General features: G+C 72.8%; 17 protein-coding genes. 5 read left to right on the top strand and 12 right to left on the bottom strand.

The features are described 5' to 3' along the window. Positions 1-3 precede the first annotated feature (3 nt). The 3 genes from ACFY2A_RS13665 to mraZ all read right to left on the bottom strand — a co-directional run bounded on the left by ACFY2A_RS13665 (position 4) and on the right by mraZ (position 2,353). Positions 4-609 (bottom strand): septum formation initiator family protein, encoded by a 606-nt coding sequence (locus ACFY2A_RS13665; protein ID WP_363924445.1) that lies wholly within the window; start codon positions 607-609, stop codon positions 4-6. Further along, complete coding sequence (gene rsmH / locus ACFY2A_RS13660) at positions 606-1,712, bottom strand: 16S rRNA (cytosine(1402)-N(4))-methyltransferase RsmH (protein ID WP_387171750.1); 1,107 nt, start codon at positions 1,710-1,712, stop codon at positions 606-608. Before rsmH ends, ACFY2A_RS13665 begins: the two co-directional genes overlap by 4 nt. A gap of 209 nt (positions 1,713-1,921) precedes the next feature. After that, entirely contained in the window at positions 1,922-2,353 is a 432-nt protein-coding gene (gene mraZ, locus ACFY2A_RS13655; RefSeq protein ID WP_137781340.1) for a division/cell wall cluster transcriptional repressor MraZ, read from the bottom strand. A 356-nt stretch (positions 2,354-2,709) separates the two neighbouring features. Between mraZ and ACFY2A_RS13650 the strand changes: the two genes are divergently transcribed. Genes ACFY2A_RS13650 through ACFY2A_RS13640 form a run of 3 tightly spaced genes read left to right on the top strand, consistent with a single transcriptional unit; the run spans position 2,710 to position 5,448 of the window. Next, positions 2,710-3,957, top strand: a complete 1,248-nt coding sequence (locus tag ACFY2A_RS13650) for a MurT ligase domain-containing protein (protein ID WP_363924556.1) — start codon at positions 2,710-2,712, stop codon at positions 3,955-3,957. Next, positions 3,947-4,666: a glutamine amidotransferase gene (locus ACFY2A_RS13645; RefSeq protein WP_363924446.1), complete on the top strand. Its 720-nt coding sequence runs from the start codon at positions 3,947-3,949 to the stop codon at positions 4,664-4,666. The genes ACFY2A_RS13650 and ACFY2A_RS13645 overlap by 11 nt, the downstream gene beginning before the upstream one ends. Next, complete coding sequence (locus ACFY2A_RS13640) at positions 4,663-5,448, top strand: TVP38/TMEM64 family protein (protein WP_387171484.1); 786 nt, start codon at positions 4,663-4,665, stop codon at positions 5,446-5,448. The genes ACFY2A_RS13645 and ACFY2A_RS13640 overlap by 4 nt, the downstream gene beginning before the upstream one ends. 447 nt (positions 5,449-5,895) lie before the next feature. Here the strand turns inward: ACFY2A_RS13640 and ACFY2A_RS13635 are convergent, their stop codons facing one another. Together ACFY2A_RS13635 and ACFY2A_RS13630 are read right to left on the bottom strand one after the other, a co-directional pair. Further along, on the bottom strand, positions 5,896-6,549 hold the full coding sequence (locus tag ACFY2A_RS13635; protein ID WP_387171482.1) for a response regulator: 654 nt from the start codon (positions 6,547-6,549) through the stop codon (positions 5,896-5,898). Next, positions 6,546-7,859, bottom strand: coding sequence for a sensor histidine kinase (locus ACFY2A_RS13630; protein WP_387171480.1), 1,314 nt, complete (start codon positions 7,857-7,859; stop codon positions 6,546-6,548). Before ACFY2A_RS13630 ends, ACFY2A_RS13635 begins: the two co-directional genes overlap by 4 nt. A gap of 132 nt (positions 7,860-7,991) precedes the next feature. On the opposite strand from ACFY2A_RS13630, the gene ACFY2A_RS13625 reads away from it, so the two are divergent. Together ACFY2A_RS13625 and ACFY2A_RS13620 are read left to right on the top strand one after the other, a co-directional pair. After that, positions 7,992-8,903 (top strand): ABC transporter ATP-binding protein, encoded by a 912-nt coding sequence (locus ACFY2A_RS13625; protein WP_387171478.1) that lies wholly within the window; start codon positions 7,992-7,994, stop codon positions 8,901-8,903. Next, positions 8,900-9,742 carry a hypothetical protein gene (locus ACFY2A_RS13620; RefSeq protein ID WP_387171476.1) on the top strand — a complete coding sequence of 281 codons (843 nt, stop codon included), beginning with the start codon at positions 8,900-8,902 and terminating at the stop codon, positions 9,740-9,742. Before ACFY2A_RS13625 ends, ACFY2A_RS13620 begins: the two co-directional genes overlap by 4 nt. 148 nt (positions 9,743-9,890) lie before the next feature. Here ACFY2A_RS13620 and leuS read toward each other — a convergent pair whose 3' ends face one another. The 7 genes from leuS to mbhE form a co-directional block, all read right to left on the bottom strand. After that, on the bottom strand, positions 9,891-12,716 hold the full coding sequence (gene leuS, locus ACFY2A_RS13615) for a leucine--tRNA ligase (protein ID WP_387171474.1): 2,826 nt from the start codon (positions 12,714-12,716) through the stop codon (positions 9,891-9,893). A 232-nt stretch (positions 12,717-12,948) separates the two neighbouring features. Further along, the gene (mnhG, locus tag ACFY2A_RS13610) at positions 12,949-13,311 is read right to left on the bottom strand and encodes a monovalent cation/H(+) antiporter subunit G (RefSeq protein WP_387171472.1); all 363 of its coding nucleotides are present in this window, start codon (positions 13,309-13,311) and stop codon (positions 12,949-12,951) included. Further along, entirely contained in the window at positions 13,308-13,565 is a 258-nt protein-coding gene (locus ACFY2A_RS13605; RefSeq protein WP_387171747.1) for a monovalent cation/H+ antiporter complex subunit F, read from the bottom strand. The genes mnhG and ACFY2A_RS13605 overlap by 4 nt, the downstream gene beginning before the upstream one ends. Before the next feature lie 2 nt (positions 13,566-13,567). Continuing rightward, a complete protein-coding gene (locus ACFY2A_RS13600; RefSeq protein ID WP_363924455.1) occupies positions 13,568-13,984 on the bottom strand; it encodes a Na+/H+ antiporter subunit E in 417 nt (138 codons plus the stop codon). Next, positions 13,981-15,444 carry a proton-conducting transporter membrane subunit gene (locus ACFY2A_RS13595; RefSeq protein WP_387171470.1) on the bottom strand — a complete coding sequence of 488 codons (1,464 nt, stop codon included), beginning with the start codon at positions 15,442-15,444 and terminating at the stop codon, positions 13,981-13,983. Before ACFY2A_RS13595 ends, ACFY2A_RS13600 begins: the two co-directional genes overlap by 4 nt. Next, positions 15,441-15,836, bottom strand: a complete 396-nt coding sequence (locus ACFY2A_RS13590; protein WP_363924457.1) for a sodium:proton antiporter — start codon at positions 15,834-15,836, stop codon at positions 15,441-15,443. Before ACFY2A_RS13590 ends, ACFY2A_RS13595 begins: the two co-directional genes overlap by 4 nt. Beyond that, entirely contained in the window at positions 15,833-18,586 is a 2,754-nt protein-coding gene (gene mbhE, locus ACFY2A_RS13585; protein WP_387171467.1) for a hydrogen gas-evolving membrane-bound hydrogenase subunit E, read from the bottom strand. Before mbhE ends, ACFY2A_RS13590 begins: the two co-directional genes overlap by 4 nt.

Here is an 18,586-nt window from a genome sequence, read left to right as displayed (position 1 = left end):
GGCCTACCCCTCCGCGCCCTGCTGGCTGGTGATGGAGAGCTGCCCACCGGCCGGCTGCGGCACCCCGATCACCTTGCCGTCCGGCAGCCGGATGTACGCCGGCTCACCCGACTCGACCAGCCCCAGCTTGCGGGCCTGGGCGGCAAGGTTGCCCGGCGACTCGGACTCGGCGATCTGCTTCTTCAGCTGCTGCTGCTCCACGTCGAGCTTGGCCTGCTGCTGCTGCAACTCGTCCAACCGGAAGGCGTTCTCGTTGATCTTCGTGTTGACCGCCAGGATGCCCAGCACCCCGCCGACGACCAGCACCACCACCAGCGCCGCGAACGGCGCCCGCGGCACCCGCACCGGCGGCGGCGGGGCGACCCGCAGCCGCGGCGACTCCGACCGCTCGGCCGCGACGGCGGCCCGCTCCACCGGACGCAGCGCCGCGCTGCCCTGAGTCGGGAACTCGCGCGCCCCCCGGGCGCGAGTCTCCGCCGACCGGTTCACCCGGTCCGTCCGCCGGGCACCGTCGCCCGTCCCCCGGGTCCGCTCCGCCGCGATCCGGCCCCCCGACCGCGGTGCGCGCTGCCCGACGCCGGCGATGTCCCGACGCTTGTCTACGTTCATGTCCCCTCCCCCTCTTCGTCCGTGGTGTCCCCCGGCGCCCGCCGCGGATCCGGACCGGATTCCGTGGTTGACCCCGTCCCCGGTTGGTGCATCGCCTTGACCCGGCGGCGGTACCGTTCGCGGTCGGTACGCCCCCGTTGCCGTGCCTGCGGGTCGATCCGCTCCGCGGCCCGCAGGCGCACCGAAGCGGCCCGCGGATTCACGGTGACCTCCACCTCCCCGGGCAGTTCCGCGCCCCGGCTGAGCAGCCGGAACGTCGGCTCTGACCCGGGCAGTTCGACCGGGAGGTCGATCGGGCCCGTGCTGCGGACCCGATCGGCGAGCGCCTGCTTGGTGAGCCTGTCCTCCAACGAGTGGTAGGACAGGACCACCAGGCGACCGCCGACGGCGAGCCGGTCCAGAGCGGCCGGCAACGCTGTCTCCAGCGCTGCCAGTTCTCTGTTTACCTCGATCCGTAAAGCCTGAAACGTTCTCTTTGCCGGGTGTCCCCCGGTTCGTCGGGCTGGTGCCGGAATCGACTCCCGGACCAGCTCGGCCAGCCGCGCCGACGAGGTGATCCGGCCGCGTTCCCGCTCCCGGATGATCGCCGAGGCGATCCGCCCGGCGAACTTCTCCTCGCCGTAGACCCGCAGCACCCGGGCCAGGTCCGGGTGCGGGTAGGTGTTGACCACCTCCTCGGCGGTCACCCCCCGGGTCTGGTCCATCCGCATGTCCAACGGCGCATCCTGTGCGTACGCGAACCCGCGGTCGGGCGCGTCGAGCTGCAACGAGGAGACACCGAGATCGAACAGGACTCCGTCCACGGACGGATATCCCAGTCGGTCGAGCACCTCGGGCAGTTCGTCGTAGACGGCGTGCTCCAGATGGACCCGGTCGGCGAACCGGGCCAGCCGGACCCTGGCATGGGCCAACGCCTCGGTGTCCCGGTCCAGGCCCACCAGCACCGTTTCCGGATGGGCCTGCAGCACCGCCTCGGCGTGGCCGGCGAGGCCCAACGTCGCGTCGACGTGCACGGTGCGCCCACCCCGGCCCAGCGCGGGGGCCAGCAGCTCGAGACACCGCTCGAGCAGCACCGGCACATGCGTGCCGCGTAGCTCCCCCATGTCGACCCCCACTGGTTGAACCGGTTGTGTATCCGCGCCCTGTTCGTCGGACGACGCCGTGCCGTCGTACCGCCAGATCCCCATCCGCTCTCCGCCCGCCCGTCGGGCCGCGGCCCGGAGGGTCGGATCGTGCGCCTGGCATCGGGGAAGGGATGCCAGGAACTCGAAAGCGGCTGGAGATCTCGCAGTACGTCGGGCGTCGCCACGCCCTACAGACCGCCGGGCAGCACCCCTTCCTCGATGTCGGCGAAGTCGTCTTCGCTCTCGGCGAGGTAGGTCTCCCAGGCGACCTTGTCCCAGATCTCCACCCGGGTGCTCGCACCGATGACCACCAGGTCGCGGTCGAGCCCCGCATACGTACGCAGGTGCGCCGGGATGGTCACCCGACCCTGCTTGTCCGGCACCTCGTCATGCGCGCTGGCGAAGAACACACGGCTGTAGGCCCGGGCCGCCTTGTGCGTCATCGGCTGCGCGCGCAACTGCTCCGCGATTCGCTGGAACTCCGGCGTCGGGAAGACGTAGAGGCAGCGCTCCTGCCCTTTGGTGATCACGACACCCCCCGCCAGCTCATCCCGGAACTTCGCCGGAAGGATCAACCGGCCTTTGTCGTCCAGGCGCGGAGTGTGGGTGCCGAGGAACATCGGCCCAACCCCCTCGCCCTTTGAGCGGCGTTCGCGCGCCGCTGACCCCCCGGGCCGGTGGGCCCCTCCCGGCCCCACCAATGCGCCCCACTCTACTCCACTTCCCTCCACTCGCAACCAGATTCGACCGCGTGGCGCGCCGCGTCTCGCCACAAAACCGCACGTCAGCCGGGGTGGAGCGGAGTGGAGGGCCGGACGGCCCCGCGGGGCGGGTCCGCTTTCCGACATAGATCGACTCCGTCCGGCCGAGCGTCATCCGACCGTGCGCCGGCAGTGCCGACCCGAACGGATCGCCGTCGGTGGCGATCTCGCGGGTCCGCTGGTCCGGTAACCTCGCTCGCGTGACGGACGCGAAGATGCCCCTGCGGGCGAAGGTGGCCAGCTCCGTGTCACGGACCGCCGCGGCGTTGTCCCGGGCGGCGGGCCGGGGCGACGGGTCGGTGATCGGTGGTTGGCTCGGCCTGAAGATCGACCCGGAGTTGCTCGCCCACCTCTCCGCCGGCCGGGCCATCGCGCTGATCTCCGGCACCAACGGCAAGACCACCACCACCCGGCTCGCGGCCGCGGCCGTCGGGGTGCTCGGCCGGGTCGCCACCAACTCGTTCGGCGCCAACATGCCCACCGGACACACCTCCGCCCTGGCCAAGGCCGGCAGCACGCCGTACGCGGTGCTGGAGGTCGACGAGCACTACCTCGCCCAGGTGATCGAGGCGACCGACCCACACGTGGTGGCGCTGCTCAACCTCTCCCGTGACCAGTTGGACCGGGCCAAGGAGGTCGCCATGATGGCGCAGCTCTGGCGCGCGTCGCTGGCCCGGCACCCGGACATCCGCGTCATCGCCAACGCCGACGACCCGATGGTGGTCTGGGCCGCCACCCCGCCGGCCACCCACGACCAGCGGATCACCCCGCCGCACGTCACCTGGTTCTCCGCCGGGCAGCGTTGGCACGACGACTCCTGGGTCTGCCCGGAGTGCGGCTCCACCATCCAGCGCTCCGGCGAGCAGTGGTGGTGCACCGGCTGCCCGCTACGCCGGCCGGAGCCGCAGTGGACCGTGGACGACGAGGGCGTCGTCGACCCGACCGGCGCCTGGTACAAGGTCAAGCTGCAACTCCCCGGCAAGGTCAACGTCGGCAACGCGGCCACCGCACTCGCGGTCGCGGCCGAATTCGGCGTACGCCCCTTCGACGCGGTCCCCCGCCTCGGCGACGTGACCTCGGTGGCCGGGCGCTACGCCCAGGTCGTCCGGGAGGGTCGCACCGTGCGACTGCTGCTGGCCAAGAACCCGGCCAGTTGGCTGGAGGCGTTCGACATGGCGGACGAGGCGCCGACGCTGCTGTCCATCAACGCCCGGGACCCTGACGGGCTGGACACCTCCTGGCTCTTCGACGTCGACTTCGCCCCGCTGCGCGGACGCCTGGTGCTCATCACCGGCGACCGGGCGTACGACCTGGCCGTGCGGCTGGAGGTCAACGACGTGCCCTTCCAGTACGTACGCACCTTCGACGAGGCCGTCCGGGCGGTACCGCCGGGTCGGCTGGAGGTCATCGCGAACTACACCGCGTTCCAGGACATCCGAGCGGAGTTGGACCGTGTCAACTGAGACCCTGCGCATCGTCTGGATCTACCCGGACCTGCTGTCGACCTACGGCGACCGGGGCAATGCCCTGATCCTGGCCCGCCGGGCCCAGCAGCGCGGGTTCCCGGTCGAGGTGCTGGAGGTCCGCTCCGACCAGCGGCTGCCCACCACAGCCGACATCTACCTCATCGGCGGCGGCGAGGACGGCCCGCAGGCGCTCGGCGCGCAACGACTGCTCGCCGACGGTGGCCTGCACCGGGCGGTGGCTCAGGGCTCCGTGGTCTTCGGGGTCTGCGCCGGCTACCAACTGCTGGGCACCTCGTTCTTCGCCAAGGGCGCCCAGTACCCGGGCCTGGAACTGCTCGACCTCTCCTCGGACCGGGGCCCCAGCCGGGCCGTCGGCGAGTTGGCCGGCGACATCGACGCCCGCCTCGGCCTACCGCCGCTGACCGGGTTCGAGAACCACGGCGGCCGCACCCACCTCGGTCCCGGGGTCTCCCCGTTGGCCCGGGTCACCGCCGGGGTCGGCAACGACGGTGCCACCGAGGGGGCCTGGCGGGGCAAACTGCTCGGCACGTACTCGCACGGCCCGGCGCTGGCCCGCAACCCGGCCCTGGCCGACCTGCTGCTGCGCTGGGCGACCGGCGCGCAGCACCTGCCCCCGCTCGACGACACCTGGGCCGACCGGCTGCGGGCCGAACGCCGGACCGCGGTGGCCACCGCCCGGGCATGATCCGCAAGCTGCGGAGACGACTACTGCGGGCGAGCCGGTCGGGCGACCCCGGAGCCGCCCCTCCGCAGCCCGCCACCCCACCGGTCGACCCTCCGCCGGTCTGGTGGCGCCGCCTGCTTGTCGCTGCGACGCCGTCGGCCACCCGGTTCGCGCTGCTGCTGCTCCTGCTCGCCGTCTTCGGGGCGACGCTGCTGCTGGTGCCGCACCCGGAGCCGACGGCGCTGCCGGACCTGGCCGACCGGATGGGGCGGCTCGCTCCGGTGGCCGGTGTGCTCGGCGGGGCGCTGCTGCTGGTGGCGCTGGTCCCCCGCACGTTCATCACGCTCGCCGCGGGGGCGATCTTCGGTGCCCTGGAAGGTGCCGCGTACGCGCTCGGCGCCGCACTGCTGGCGGCGGCGATCGGCTTCACCGTGGGTCGGGTGCTGGGCCGGGATTTCGTCGCCGAACGCGTCCGGGGCCGGCTGGCCCGCCTCGACCGCTGGTTCACCCGGCAGAGCGTCCTCGGCGTGGTCACCGTACGGCTGCTGCCCATCTCCGGTTTCGGTCTGGTCAGCTACGGCTACGGCACCACCGGCGCGCGGGTGCTGCCGTTCCTCGTCGGCAGCGTGATCGCCTCCGCGCCGACCGCGTTCGGCTATGCGGCGGTCGGTGCAGCCGTGACCAGCCCCAGCGAGATCAACTGGTTCGCCGCCGCCCCGGCTTCGCTGGGCTTCATCGCCAGCGCCATCCTGCTCGCCCGCTGGTGGCGCGCCGAACGCCGCCTCCGCCGCACTTCCCGCTGACCGAACACCACCCGCCCACCCAGCCCACCCAGCCAAGGCAACGGCACCGAGATCGCACCGCGCGACGCACCCTCTCACGCCGACCACCGTCTCGCGCCGACCCGCAACCACGACCGTGCCCGCCGCAACTTCGAGCGGGACCGCGCAACCCAGAGCGGCACCACGCAACTTCGGGGAAAGTGCTGGGTCCGAGGCGGTCCAGGCAGCACTTTCCCCGAAGTTGCGGACGCCGGCAAGCCGGAGCGTGGGCAACGGGCTGCGATTGGGCGGGCAGCCCGGGATGGGGACGGCAGCCGGGGACGGGTGGTAGCCCCGTGGGACTGTCGGCAGTGGATCCGGCGAGCGGCACGCCGAGGACGGGCGGCAGTGAACCCGGGTACCGGGGACGGGCGGCAGTGAACCCGGGTGAACGGCACGGCGGGACGGGCAGCGGGGTGATGGGGTGGTTCAGCGGGGTGGGGTGACCAGGCCGGCTTCGTAGGCGGCGATGACCAGGTGCACCCGGTCGCGGGCGCCGAGCTTGCTGAACAGCCGGGCCACGTGCGCCTTGGCGGTGGCCGCACTGATCACCAACTCGGCGGCGATCTCGGCGTTGGACAGGCCCCGGCCCACGAGGGTGAGCACCTCGCGCTCCCGATCGGTCACCCCGGCCAGCGGCCGGGGCATCGAGGCCGGCGGCCAGCGGCTGAACTCGGCGATCAGTCGCCGGGTGACGCCGGGTGCGATCAACGCGTCCCCGGCTGCTACCACCCGGATCGCGCCCAGAATGTCCTCCAGCGCCATGTCCTTGACGAGAAAGCCGCTCGCGCCGGCCCGCAGCGCGGCATGTACGTGCTCGTCGTCGTCGAACGTGGTGAGCACCAGCACCCGCGCGGGACCGCCGGAGTCGGTGATCGTCCGCGTCGCCTGGATGCCGTCGGTCCCCGGCATCCGCAGATCCATCAGCACCACGTCGGGCAGCACCTCACGAGCCAGGCGCACCGCCTCGGTGCCGGTGCCAGCCTCGCCGACCACTGCCATGTCCGGCACGTCGGCGATCAGCACGCGCAGCCCGGCCCGCACCAGCGGCTGGTCGTCGACGAGCAGCACCCGGATGGTCACGGCTCCACCGCCTCGTCAGGACGACCACCGGCCCCGCCACCACCATCCGAACGGCCACCGACGGAACCAGCACCGCCCGGAGGGCCACCCGCCCGGACGGCGTCGACCGGCCGGCCACCGGCCGGGACGGCGTTCTCCGGCGACACCGGCAGCCGGGCTGTCACCCGGAAGCCTCCCTCGGACCGTGGCCCGGCCCGGAACCGGCCACCGACGGCGGTGACCCGCTCGCGCATGCCGATCAAGCCGTGCCCCTCGACGCCGATCGGGCCGCCCCGGCCGTCGTCGACGATCTCCACCGTGAGCGCCTCATCGCCGCGCTCGACGACGACCCGGCACGCGTCGACCCCGGCGTGACGGACCACGTTGGTGAGCGCCTCCTGGACGATGCGGAACGCGGCGAGGTCGACCTCGGCCGGGACGGGCGCGTCGCCGGTCGTACGCAGCCCGACCCGAACACCGGCATCGCCGGTGGCCGCGACCAGCCGGTCCAGGTCCGCCAACCCGGGCGCGGGCTCCAGCGACGCCGGATCCCCGTCGCCGCGGCGCAGCGCGCCGAGGGTACGCCGCAGTCCGGCCAGCGTGTCCCGGCTGGCCGCCTCGATGGTGGCCAGGGCGGCGCGGGCGTGCGCCGGTTGGGTGTCGATCACCCGCGCGCCCACCCCGGCCTGGATGGCGATGACACCGATGCTGTGCGCGACCATGTCGTGCAGTTCCCGGGCGATGCGCAGCCGTTCGGCGGTGACCGCCTCGGTGGCGGCGTGCACGCGCAGCGCGGCCGCGTAGTTCCGCCGAGCCCGCACCGAGTTGCCGGTGATCCAGGCCGCCGCGACCGCCAGCACGGTCAGCGCGGCCTGGTCCACCGGCTCGACCCCGAGGGCCACGAAGCCGGCGAGCACCTGTGTCACCAGCACCACCCCGGCGGCCGGCAACGACACCCGACGGGAACGGTTCGCGGCGACGACGGCGAGTGCCGCGTCGACGGCGAGGAACTGGAGGTTGAAGATGTCGCCGAGGTACCCGGCGTCCCGGCCGTGCACGGTCGCGGCACACAGTGCCGCTCCGGCGAGCATCAGACCGAGCGCGGTCAGCGGGCGGCGACGCAGCAGACCCGCCGGCAGTGCAACGATCAGCACCGGCACCAGGTAGCGCACCGGCAGCCACCAACCCACCACGCCGACACCGTCGCCACTGTTCGCCACGGCCGGCGCCAGCACCCAGAGCACCGGTAGGAGGGCGACCCCGGCCCACACCAGGATCGCCCGCATCACCGGCACGGCGGCACGCGGCCGGATCAAGGCAGTGGCATCCATCGGCACACGGTATCCAGCGCCGCGCCGCACCGGCATCGGCCCGGGGATGTACGCCCGCAGGCCACCACCGAGACACAACGTACGGCCGACGGGGCGACGCGGCCGTGCCCGGCGACCGGCAGCGTGAACGGCATGATCGAACTTGATGGCCTGACCCGGCGGTACGGCCGTACCACCGCCGTCGACGACCTGACCCTGACCGTCCGGCCCGGCCGCGTGACCGGCTTCCTCGGCCCCAACGGAGCCGGCAAGTCCACCACCCTGCGCATGGTGCTAGGGCTGACCACCCCGACCAGCGGCACCGCCACCGTCGGCGGCGTCCGGTTCCGGGAGCTTGCCCGGGGGCTGCGGCACGCCGGCGCGCTGCTCGACGCCGCGGACGTGCACGGCGGGCGCAGCGCCCGCGCCCACCTGGCCAGCCTGGCTCGCAGCAACGGCATCGGGGCCGCCCGGGTCGACGAGGTGCTGGGGCAGGTCGGCCTCGACGACGCCGCCGACCGCCGGGTCGGCGCGTTCTCGCTCGGCATGCGGCAACGCCTCGGTATCGCCGCCGCGCTGCTGGGCGACCCACCCGTGCTGATGTTCGACGAGCCGTTCAACGGCCTGGACCCGGAAGGGGTGCGCTGGGTTCGGGAACTGTTCCGACGGCTCGCCGCCGAGGGCCGCACCGTCTTCGTCTCCAGTCACCTGATGGGCGAGGTCGAGCACTGCGCCGACCACCTCGTCGTCATCGGCCGGGGCCGGTTGATCGCCGACGAGTCGCTGGACGAGTTCGCCGCCCGCGCCGGCCATGCCGAGGTCGTCGTGCGTACCCCCGAACCGGCCACCCTGACCACGGCGTTGGTGGACGTCGGCGCGGACGTGCGGCCGGATGCCGGTGGGGTGCTCGCCGTAACCGGGGTGAGCCCGGAACGGATCGCCGAGCTGGCCCTGGGCCTGCGGATCCCGCTGCATCAGTTGACCACCCGCACCGCCTCGCTGGAGGAAGCCTTCATGGAACTCACCGCCGCCGACGTCGAGTACGCCACCGGGGAGACCCGATGACCACCGTGACCCGACCCGCCACGCAGACCGTCCCGACCCACCCGGCGCGCTTCCGTGACCTGCTCGCCGCCGAATGGATCAAACTCTGGTCGCTGCGCTCCACCTGGGCTGCCTTCGCCCTGATCCTGCTGGCCATGGTCGGCCTCGCCGTCCACGCCGCGCTGGCCACCCATGCGGGCTGGCCGGACTGGTCGGCCGAGCGGCGGGCGTTGCGTTCCCCGCTCTGGGACGCCTTCCCCACCGAGGCGCAGATGTTCGTCGTCCTCGCGGCCAGTGGTGTCGGCGCGGTCGCGATCGGCGGTGAGTACGCCACCGGGCTGATGCGTACCACCTTCGCGGCCGTCCCCCGGCGCTACGCGGTGGCCACCGCCAAGTTGACCGTGCTGACCGGCGTACTGACGCTGCTGGGAACGCTTGGCGCGGCGGCGGCATTCGCGGTGTCGCAGGCGATCCTCGCCGACGTGGACGCGAGCATGTCCATCGGCGACCCCGGCGCCCTGCGCGGCATCGCCGCCTCCGCTCTGCTGGTGCCGCTCTGCGCGCTCGTCGGAATGGCCCTCGCGGCGCTGATCCGGCACACCGCACCAGCGATCGTCACCGCCGCGACGGTGCTGCTCCTGCTGCCCACCGCCGTCAACGAGGACGAGCGCTGGAGCGCGCTGCTCCGGCACGCCATGCTGGTGCCGGCGTGGCAGCGGCTGAGGGATCCGACCGGTCCCCCGCCGTGGCTGACCGACCTCCACGCCGCCAGCGTCTCCGGCGCCTGGACCACGTACGCCGCCTGGGCGGTGGTGGCCGCCCTGGTCACCACGCTCGCCCTACACCGCCGCGCCCCCTGACCCCCCCACCCACCCCACCCACCCCACCCACACCCACCCCACCCAGCGTTGATCATGAGGTTGACGGCAGTAGTCGATCTTCAAACTGCCGCTAACCTCATGATCAACGCGGACAGGGCAGGGCAGGGTGGGGTGGGGTGGGGTGGGGTTACAGGACGATGGAGACCATTCGGTTGGGGATGACGATGACCTTGCGGGGGTCCTTGCCGGCCAGCGGGCCGGCCACCGCCGCCAGGGCCGCCTGCCGCACGTCGGTCTCGCCTGCGTCGGCGGGGACCTCGATGCGGCCCCGGACCTTGCCGTTGACCTGCACCGGGTAGGTGACCGTCTCGGCGACCAGCAGCGCCGGGTCGGCGACCGGGAAGTCCGCGTACGTCAACGAGGTCGAGTGGCCCAGCCGCTGCCACAGCTCCTCGGCGACGTGCGGGGCGAACGGCGCGACCATCAGCACCAGCGGCTCGGCCACCTCGCGCGGGGTACGCGCCAGCCGGGTCACCCCGTTGGTCAGCTCGATCAGCTTGGCGATCGCGGTGTTGAACCGGATCTGCTCCATGTCGCCCCGGACACCGTCGATGACCTTGTGCAGCAGCCGCCGGGTCTGCTCGTCGACCGGCTCGTCGGTGACCCGGGACTCACCGGTCTGCTCGTCGACGATGGCCCGCCAGACCCGTTGCAGGAACCGGTACGAGCCGACCACCGCCCGGGTCTCCCACGGGCGGGACACCTCCAGCGGTCCCATCGACATCTCGTACACCCGGAACGTGTCCGCGCCGTAGGCGGCACACATCTCGTCCGGCGTGACCACGTTCTTCAGGGACTTGCCCATCTTGCCGTACTCGCGGTTGACCTGGACGTCGCCCAGGAAGAAGCCGCCGTCGCGCTCGGCGACCTCCTCCGCCGGCACGTACGCGCCCCGGGCGTCGGTGTACGCGTACGCCTGGATGTAGCCCTGGTTGAACAGCTTGCGGAACGGCTCGAACGACGACACGTGGCCCAGGTCGTACAGCACCTTGTGCCAGAACCGGGCGTACAGCAGGTGCAGCACGGCGTGCTCGGCACCGCCCACGTACAGGTCGACCCCGCCGCAGTCGCCCTCGCCCCGCGGTCCCATCCAGTACCGCTCGTTGTCCGCGTCGACGAACCGGTCGCCGTTGGTCGGGTCCAGGTAGCGCAGCTCGTACCAGCAGGAGCCGGCCCACTGCGGCATCACGTTCGTCTCCCGGGTGTACCGCTTCGGGCCGTCACCCAGGTCCAGTTCGACCTCGACCCAGTCGCGGCGGCGCGACAGCGGCGTCTCCGGATCGCTGTCGGCGTCGGACGGGTCGAAGGTGCGCGGGGAGAAGTCGTCCACCTCGGGCAGTTCGACCGGCAGCATCTCCTCCGGCAGCGCGATGGCGGCGCCGTCGGCGTCGTACACGATCGGGAACGGCTCGCCCCAGTAACGCTGCCGGCTGAACAGCCAGTCCCGCAGCCGGTAGGTCACCGCGCCCTGGCCGCTGCCGGTCTCCTCCAGCCAGCCGATGATCCGGGCCTTGGCGTCGGCCACCCCCAGGCCGTCCAGGTCCAGGCCGCGCTCGGGCGCGGCGCTGTTGATCGCCGGCCCTTCCCCGGTGTACGCCTTGCCGTCGAAGCCCTCCGGCGGCTGCACGGTACGCACGATCGGCAGCTCGAAGACCTCGGCGAACTCCCAGTCCCGCTCGTCCTGGGCGGGCACCGCCATGATCGCGCCGGTGCCGTAGCCGGCCAGCACATAGTCGGCGATGAAGATCGGGATCTGGCCGCCGGTGACCGGGTTGGTGGCGTACGCGCCGGTGAAGACGCCGGTCTTCTCCTTCGTCTCGGCCTGCCGTTCCACGTCGGTCTTGGCGGCCGCCGCCTTGCGGTACGCCTCGACGGCCTCCCGCGGGGCGGCGTGCCCGCCGGTCCACGCGTCCCGGGTGCCCTCCGGCCAGGCCGCCGGCATCAGCGTGTCCACCAGCTCGTGTTCCGGGGCCAGCACCATGTAGGTGGCGCCGAAGACGGTGTCGGGCCGGGTCGTGAACACCCGGATCGGGGCGACCGCGGTCGGGAAGTCGATGTGCGCGCCCCGCGACCGGCCGATCCAGTTGCGCTGCATCAGCTTGATCGGCTCCGGCCAGTCCAGCTTGTCCAGGTCGTCCAGCAGCCGGTCGCCGTACGCGGTGATCCGCATCATCCACTGCTTCAGGTTGCGCTTGAAGACCGGGAAGTTGCCCCGCTCGGAGCGACCGTCGGCGGTGACCTCCTCATTGGCCAGGACCGTGCCCAGCCCGGGGCACCAGTTCACCGGCGCCTGCGACACGTACGCCAGGCGGTGGTCGTCGACGATGGCGCGTCGCTCGGCGGCCGACAGCTCCGCCCACGGCCGGCCGTCCGGGGTGCGCCGCACGCCTCCGGCGAACTCGGCGATCAGCTCACTGATCGGTCGGGCCCGGCCGGCCTCGCGGTCGTACCAGGAGTTGAAGATCTGCAGGAAGATCCACTGGGTCCAGCGGTAGAAGTCGGTGTCGATGGTGGCCACCGATCGCCGCTGGTCGTGGGCCAGCCCCAGCCGGCGCAGCTGCGCCCGGTACCGGTCGATGTTGGCCACGGTGGTGGTCCGGGGGTGTGTGCCGGTCTGCACCGCGTACTGCTCGGCGGGCAGGCCGAACGCGTCGAAACCCATCGCGTGCAGCACATTGCGGCCGGCCATCCGCTGGTACCGGGCGAAGCAGTCGGTGCCGATGTATCCCAGCGGATGCCCGACGTGCAGCCCGGCCCCGGACGGGTACGGGAACATGTCCAGCACGTACAGCTTCTCCGCACCGGACCGCGGGTGGGCCGGATCGGCCAGCGGACCGGACGGGTTCGGCGCGTGGAAGGCGCCCTCTCGCTCCCAACGGTCCTGCCAGCGGCGTTCGATCTCGTCTGCCAGCGCCGCGGTGTACCGGAACGGTGGGACGTCTGCCTCGGTCATGGCCTTCTCCTCGCGTCGCTCGGCGGAGTCTGTCGGAGTGCTGGCTGGTCTCGGGTCTGCCGCGCCGGCCCGTCGGGGACCGGCGGCGGGCACGAAAAAGCCCCTCACGCAGGAGGGGCCGCCGTGCTGTCGCGCGTTCAGCGCATCAGCACGGCCCGGTAAGAAGCAGGAAGACTCCGGCCATGACCGGCAGTGTACCGCGCCCGGGTGTTTCGCCGCCGCCCACCACCCCTCAGACCGGGTCCCGGGTCGACTCGTCGCCGCCCTCACCGGTCCGACCGCCGAGTTCGTCGTAGCGGGTGATCGGTGCCAGCGGCGCCCCGGCACGGTAGGCGGCCCGCGCCAGGGCGTAGCCGCCGATCGGTGCCGTGAACAATTGCAGCCCGACGGCGGCCAGGACCACCACGGCGGTACGCCAGCCGGGAATCAGCAGCAGCACACCGAGCAGGACACAACTCACCCCGAGGCTGGCCGCCTTGGCCACGGAGTTCATCCGGTGGTAGACGTCCGGCAGACGGATCAGGCCGACCGCGCTGGTCGCGATCAGCGCGGTGCCGAGCAGCAGCAGCGTCGACGCCGCCAGGGTCCGGATCACCGCTGCCTCCGGTGCACCAGCCGGGCCATCGCCACCGTCGCCAGGAAACTCACAAGCGTCCCGGTGAGCACCAGGTCGAGCAGGTCCGGGGTGTGCAGCCGGGCGGCGAGCACCGCCAGGGCCGCCAGGAAGACGAAGAAGCCGAGATCCAGGGCGGCCGCCCGGTCGGCGTCGGTCGGACCGACCACCAGCCGGGCGATCACCACCGCCATCGAGCCGGCGAGGACCACGAGCACCGAGTCGAGCAGGAGCATCGTCACCTCCGTGTCACCTCCGACCGGCCGGCGTCGGGGCCGTCCGGGTGGGCGGCCGGACGCAGGGCGGCCAGCAGCCGCCACTCCAGCTCGGTCACCGCCCGCCGGAACGCCACCGGGTCGGCGGCGTACATGCCGTGCACCCACAACGCGGCGGTGGGTTCGCGGTGCACGCTCAGGGTCAGTGTGCCCGGGGTCAGGCTCACCGCCAGCGCCACCGCCGCCACCTCCGTGTCGGTGGCCGCCCGCAGCGGCACCCGCACCACCGCGGGTGCCAGCCCGGAACCCGGCGTCAGGATCTCCCAGGCCACGGCGAGGTTCGCCTGGACCAGCCGGACCGCGAAGTAGCCGGCGAACCGCAGGACACGTCGAGCCCGCACCGCCGTGCGCCGGGGGGTCGTCATCGCGTCGCTGCTCATCGGCCGGTCACCGCCCGGACGTAGCCCGCCGGGTCACGCAGCCCGGCCGCCGCCGTGTCGGCGACCACCAGCAGCGGTGCAGCCGCCAGCCCGGCCGCCAGGGAGAGGCCGGCCAGCGCCAGCGGTGGGCCGAACAGCGTCGGTCCGATCCGCTTCGCCACGGTCGACGAAGCCGGCGGGTCGCCGGTGAACAACGCGCTCCAGATTTTCAGCATGGACAGCAGGGTGACCAGACTGACCAGCACCGCGACCGCCATGGCCAGCCAGGCACCGGTCTCCACGGTGGCCCGCAGCAGCAGGAACTTCGCTAGGAACCCGGAGAACGGCGGCAGGCCGGCCAGCGACAGCGCCGCCCCGGCGAAGGCCACGGCGAGCGCGGGACGTTGCCCGGCCAGACCGCCGGAACCGTCGAGCCGGTCGGTACCCCGGCCGGCGCGTACCGCTGCCGCACACAGGAACAACGCCGCCTTCACCAGGATGTACTGGGCCAGGTAGTAGACCGCCGCGGCCAGCGCGGCGGCGGTGAACAGGGCCAGGCCGAGCAGTATGTAGCCGAGCTGGCTGACCATGTGGAAGGTCAGGATCCGCCGCATCGAGATCTCGCCCACGGCCCCGAGCACGCCGACCACCATCGACAACAGCGCCACCGCGCCGAGCAGCCAGCGGTATCCGGGATCACCGCCGTACACCACCGCGTAGATCCGGATCACCGCGTAGAGACCGACCTTGGTCAGCAACCCGGAGAAGAGCGCCACCACCACCGGCGAGGCCACCGGATAGGTGCGGGGCAGCCAGTCGTGCAGCGGCACCAGCGCACTCTTGACGCCGAGGGCGAGCAGCACCACACCGCAGGCGACCGCGACGGTCGGTCGGTCGCGAGCCGCGCCGGCCAGGTCGCCCAGCCCGACCACTCCGGTGGTGCCGTAGACCAGGGCCACCCCGGCCAGCAGCAGGGTGGAGCCGAGCAGGTTGGTGGCCACGTACACCCGTGCCGCGCCGCCGCGCCCGGCCCCGCCGGCCAGGCTCAACAGCACGTACGAGGGCACCAGCATCACTTCGATGAGTACGAAGAGGTTGAACAGGTCGGTGGTGAGGAACGCGCCGCCGGCCCCGGCGGTGAGCACCAGCACCAGCGGCAGGAAGTACGGGCGACGGTCGTCGCCGGAGCCGACCGCGGCGACCAGGCAGCAGAGCACCACCAGCGCCGTCACGGTGACCAGCAGGGCGCTGAGCACGTCCGCCGCCAGGCTGATGGCGATCGGACCGGGCCAGCCACCGACCCGCAGCACGGCCAGCGCGCCCTCACTGGTCCGCACCAGCAGAACCAGGCCGCTCGCCAGCACCACCGTCACGGTGGTGAACGCGCCGACCCGATGCAGCCTGGTGCGGCCCGGCAGGGCGAGCAGCACCCCGGCGACCAGCAGCGGCCCGACCACCGGGATCAGGAGCAGACCGCTCACCGCCGCCGCCCCGTGGTGCCGTACCCGCCCGCTCCACCGATGCCGTCGGAGTCGGAGTCGCCGGCGGCGTCACCATCGTTGCCGTCCGTGGGGTCCGCGCCGCTGGCGGGCCCACCGGCGCCGCGTCGCAGCAGGCCGAGCAGGTGGATGGTGATCCCGAAGGTGATCACGATGGCGGTCAGCACGAACGCCTGCGGCAACGGGTCGGCGGTGTCGGGACCCACCTCCTCCAGCGCCGCGGTCCGCCGGCCCAGCCCGCCGGCGGCGAGCAGCACCACGTTGACGGCGTGGCCGAGCAGCACGAAGCCCAGCACCACGCGCAGCAGGCCCGGCCGCAGCAGCAGGAACACCCCCGCGGCCACCAGGACGCCGACCACGAACGCGGCGCTCACCGGGCACCTCCGATCTCCGGCTGGTTGGCCGGCTGGGCCGGCAGTACGCCGAGCCGCCGTACGGCGGCCACCACCAGTGCCAGGACCATCAGGTAGACCCCGAGGTCGAACAGCAGCGACGTGGACAGCGACGGCAACGGATCCGGTGTGCGGAGGGCGAGCGGAGTGAGCAGCGACCGACCTACGGCGAGCGGCACCAGCGCGGCGACCGTCGCGGTCAGCAGCCCGGCCGCCACCAGTGGCGCCGACCTGAGCCGGCTCAGCAGTGGTGCTCCGCCGGGGTGTGCCAACTGACCGAGCCCGACGGCGGTGCCCGCCAGCAGCGCCCCGATGAAGCCGCCGCCGGTCTCCTCGTGTCCGCGCAGGAACAGCACCGCCGAGGCGAGCAGCATCACCGGTGCGAGCACCCGGTAGGCGAGGCCGAGCACGAGGTCGTCGCCGGTGGGCCCGGTGCTGGCCGGCTCGACCGGACGACCGGCGGCGAGCCGGACCAGCCCGAGTGCCACCACCGCGAGCACCACCGCCTCGCCGAGGGTGTCCAGGGCCCGGAAGTCCACCAGGATGGTGTTGACGACGTTGGCACCGCCGGTCAGCACCTCCGCCCGGTCGAGATACCACCGGCCAGGGTCGGACACCTGGTCGCGTCCGGTCAGTACCGCCGTACCGGCGACCGCCGCGACCCCGGTGGCGGTCGCGAGCAGGGCCGCACCCACGACCGGCAGGCGTCGTCCGACGGGCGCGAGCCGACGCGGCTGCTGCCGCAGGGCCAGCATGATGACCACTGCGGTCAGCACCTCCACCAGCATCAGGGTCAACGCCACGTCCGGTGCTCCGAGGGTCAGGAACCACGCCGACAGCAGCAGCCCCACCACGCCGGTGAGTCCGATCGCGGCCAGCGCGGAGCGCACCACCAGCAGCCCGGCGAGGGCCGTCACGAGCAGCCCCAGCAGCAACCAGTCACCGGGCCGGGCCGGGTCACCGCCGACGCCGGCCGAGACGTTGGGCAGCGCCACCGCCGCGACCGCGGCCAGGGCCACCGTCGCCAGCAACGGCCGGGCCAGGTAGGGCGCCGGGCCCGGCGCGTGCGCGGTCCGGGCGATGATCGAACCCCCGTGCAGCACCGCCTGCCGGGCGCGCTCGAACAACTCGGCGAGCGGCGGGGTGGTGGGTACGGCCCGAAGCCACCGGTCCACCCGGACCCGGCCGAGGAACATCAGCACACCCAGCAGCACGGTGAGCACGCTCAGCCCCAACGCCGGGGTGAAGCCGTGCCAGAAGGCCAGGTAGGGCGGGGTACCCTCCGGGCGGGCATCGTCCGCGGCCCGCTCCACCAGCGGGCTCAGTACGGCCACTGTCGGGCCGAGCACGGCCGCCGTCACCGCGGCCACCGCGGCCGGGGCGAGAAACGCCCAGGACGGCTCGCGCAGCTGGCGCTGCCGGGTCGGTCCCTCCACCATCCCGTGCACCAGACGGGCCGCGTACGCGAAGGTGAGCACCGAGGCGAGCACTCCGAGCCCGGCCGCGCACCAGCCCAACCACCCTCCCCCGTAGGCCCCGCCGAGCGCCTCGAAGATCGCCTCCTTGCCGACGAAGCCGATGGTCGGCGGCAGGCCGGCCATCGACATCGCCGCCAGCACGGTGAGCCAGACCGTCGCCGGCATCACCCGGTGCAGCCCCGCCAGCTCCCGCACGTCGCGGCTGCCCGCCTGATGGTCGATGATGCCGACCAGCATGAACAGGGTCGCCTTGAACAGCGCGTGGGCGACGGTGTAGAGGATCGCCGCCGCGTCGGCGTCCGGGGTACCGACGCCGATCACCCCGACCAGCAGGCCGAGCTGACTGACCGTGGAGTACGCCAGCAGCGCCTTCAGGTCGTACTGACGCAGCGCGAGCAACGCGCCGAGGATCGCGGTGAGCAGACCCACGGCGATCAGGGTGCCGTCCCACGCCCAGGAGCCACCGAACACCGCCGAGAACCGCATCAGCAGGTAGATGCCGGCCTTCACCATCGTCGCCGCGTGCAGGTACGCGCTCACCGGTGTGATCGCCACCATCGCACCGGGCAGCCAGAAATGGAACGGCAGCTGCGCGGACTTGGTGCACGCCGCGACGATGATCAGCGTCCCCACCACCCAGGCCGGTACGCCGCTCAACCGCTCCGGCTCGGCCACGATGGTGTCCAGGCTGGTGGTGCCGAGGTGGACCGCCAGCAGCACGATCGCGGTCAGCAGCGCGAGACCGCCGGCGACGGTGACCAGCAGCGCCTGCACGGCCGGTCCGGTGGCCGCCGGCCGACCGCCCTGCCCGATCAGGACGAAGGAGAGGATCGAGGTGAGTTCCCAGAAGACGAAGAGCACCAGCAGGTCGTCGGCGAGGACCAGGCCCAGCATCGCGGCGGCGAAGAGGGTCATCGTCACGTACACCCGCTTCTGCTCGTCCTCGCTGCCGTCGAGGTAGCGGGGGCAGTAGGCCATGATGAGCGCGCCTACCCCGAGGGCCAGCAACGCGAAGACCAGCCCCAGCGCGTCCATCCGCAACGCGGCGTGGACCGCCAGCCCGGGCAGCCACCGCCAGGCCACGGTGACTTCCCGGTCGTCGAGGATCACCGGCAACCGGGTGAGCAGCAGTGACGCCGCGACGAGATAGCCGGCGGCCAACGGATAGCCGGCGTTACGGCCGAAGCGCCGCACCAGCAGCGGTACGCAGACCGCCAGGCCGACCTGCCAGGCGAGCGTGGCGGCGAGGATCAC

Origin of the sequence: Micromonospora sp. NPDC000442, from assembly GCF_042898635.1 — a bacterium.
In the GTDB taxonomy this organism is placed as follows: domain Bacteria; phylum Actinomycetota; class Actinomycetes; order Mycobacteriales; family Micromonosporaceae; genus Micromonospora.
Note: the sequence above shows the minus strand (reverse complement) of the source record. Positions and strands in the feature narration are given on the sequence as shown.

Coding starts and splice junctions, on each gene's coding strand:
- ACFY2A_RS13620 (WP_387171476.1), top strand. CDS start 8,900: ATGACCACCGTGACCCGACCCGCCACGCAGACCGTCCCGACCCACCCG.
- rsmH (WP_387171750.1), bottom strand. CDS start 1,712: ATGGGGGAGCTACGCGGCACGCATGTGCCGGTGCTGCTCGAGCGGTGT.
- ACFY2A_RS13650 (WP_363924556.1), top strand. CDS start 2,710: ATGCCCCTGCGGGCGAAGGTGGCCAGCTCCGTGTCACGGACCGCCGCG.
- ACFY2A_RS13600 (WP_363924455.1), bottom strand. CDS start 13,984: ATGAGCAGCGACGCGATGACGACCCCCCGGCGCACGGCGGTGCGGGCT.
- ACFY2A_RS13630 (WP_387171480.1), bottom strand. CDS start 7,859: ATGGATGCCACTGCCTTGATCCGGCCGCGTGCCGCCGTGCCGGTGATG.
- ACFY2A_RS13640 (WP_387171484.1), top strand. CDS start 4,663: ATGATCCGCAAGCTGCGGAGACGACTACTGCGGGCGAGCCGGTCGGGC.
- ACFY2A_RS13625 (WP_387171478.1), top strand. CDS start 7,992: ATGATCGAACTTGATGGCCTGACCCGGCGGTACGGCCGTACCACCGCC.
- leuS (WP_387171474.1), bottom strand. CDS start 12,716: ATGACCGAGGCAGACGTCCCACCGTTCCGGTACACCGCGGCGCTGGCA.
- mraZ (WP_137781340.1), bottom strand. CDS start 2,353: ATGTTCCTCGGCACCCACACTCCGCGCCTGGACGACAAAGGCCGGTTG.
- ACFY2A_RS13665 (WP_363924445.1), bottom strand. CDS start 609: ATGAACGTAGACAAGCGTCGGGACATCGCCGGCGTCGGGCAGCGCGCA.
- ACFY2A_RS13605 (WP_387171747.1), bottom strand. CDS start 13,565: ATGCTCCTGCTCGACTCGGTGCTCGTGGTCCTCGCCGGCTCGATGGCG.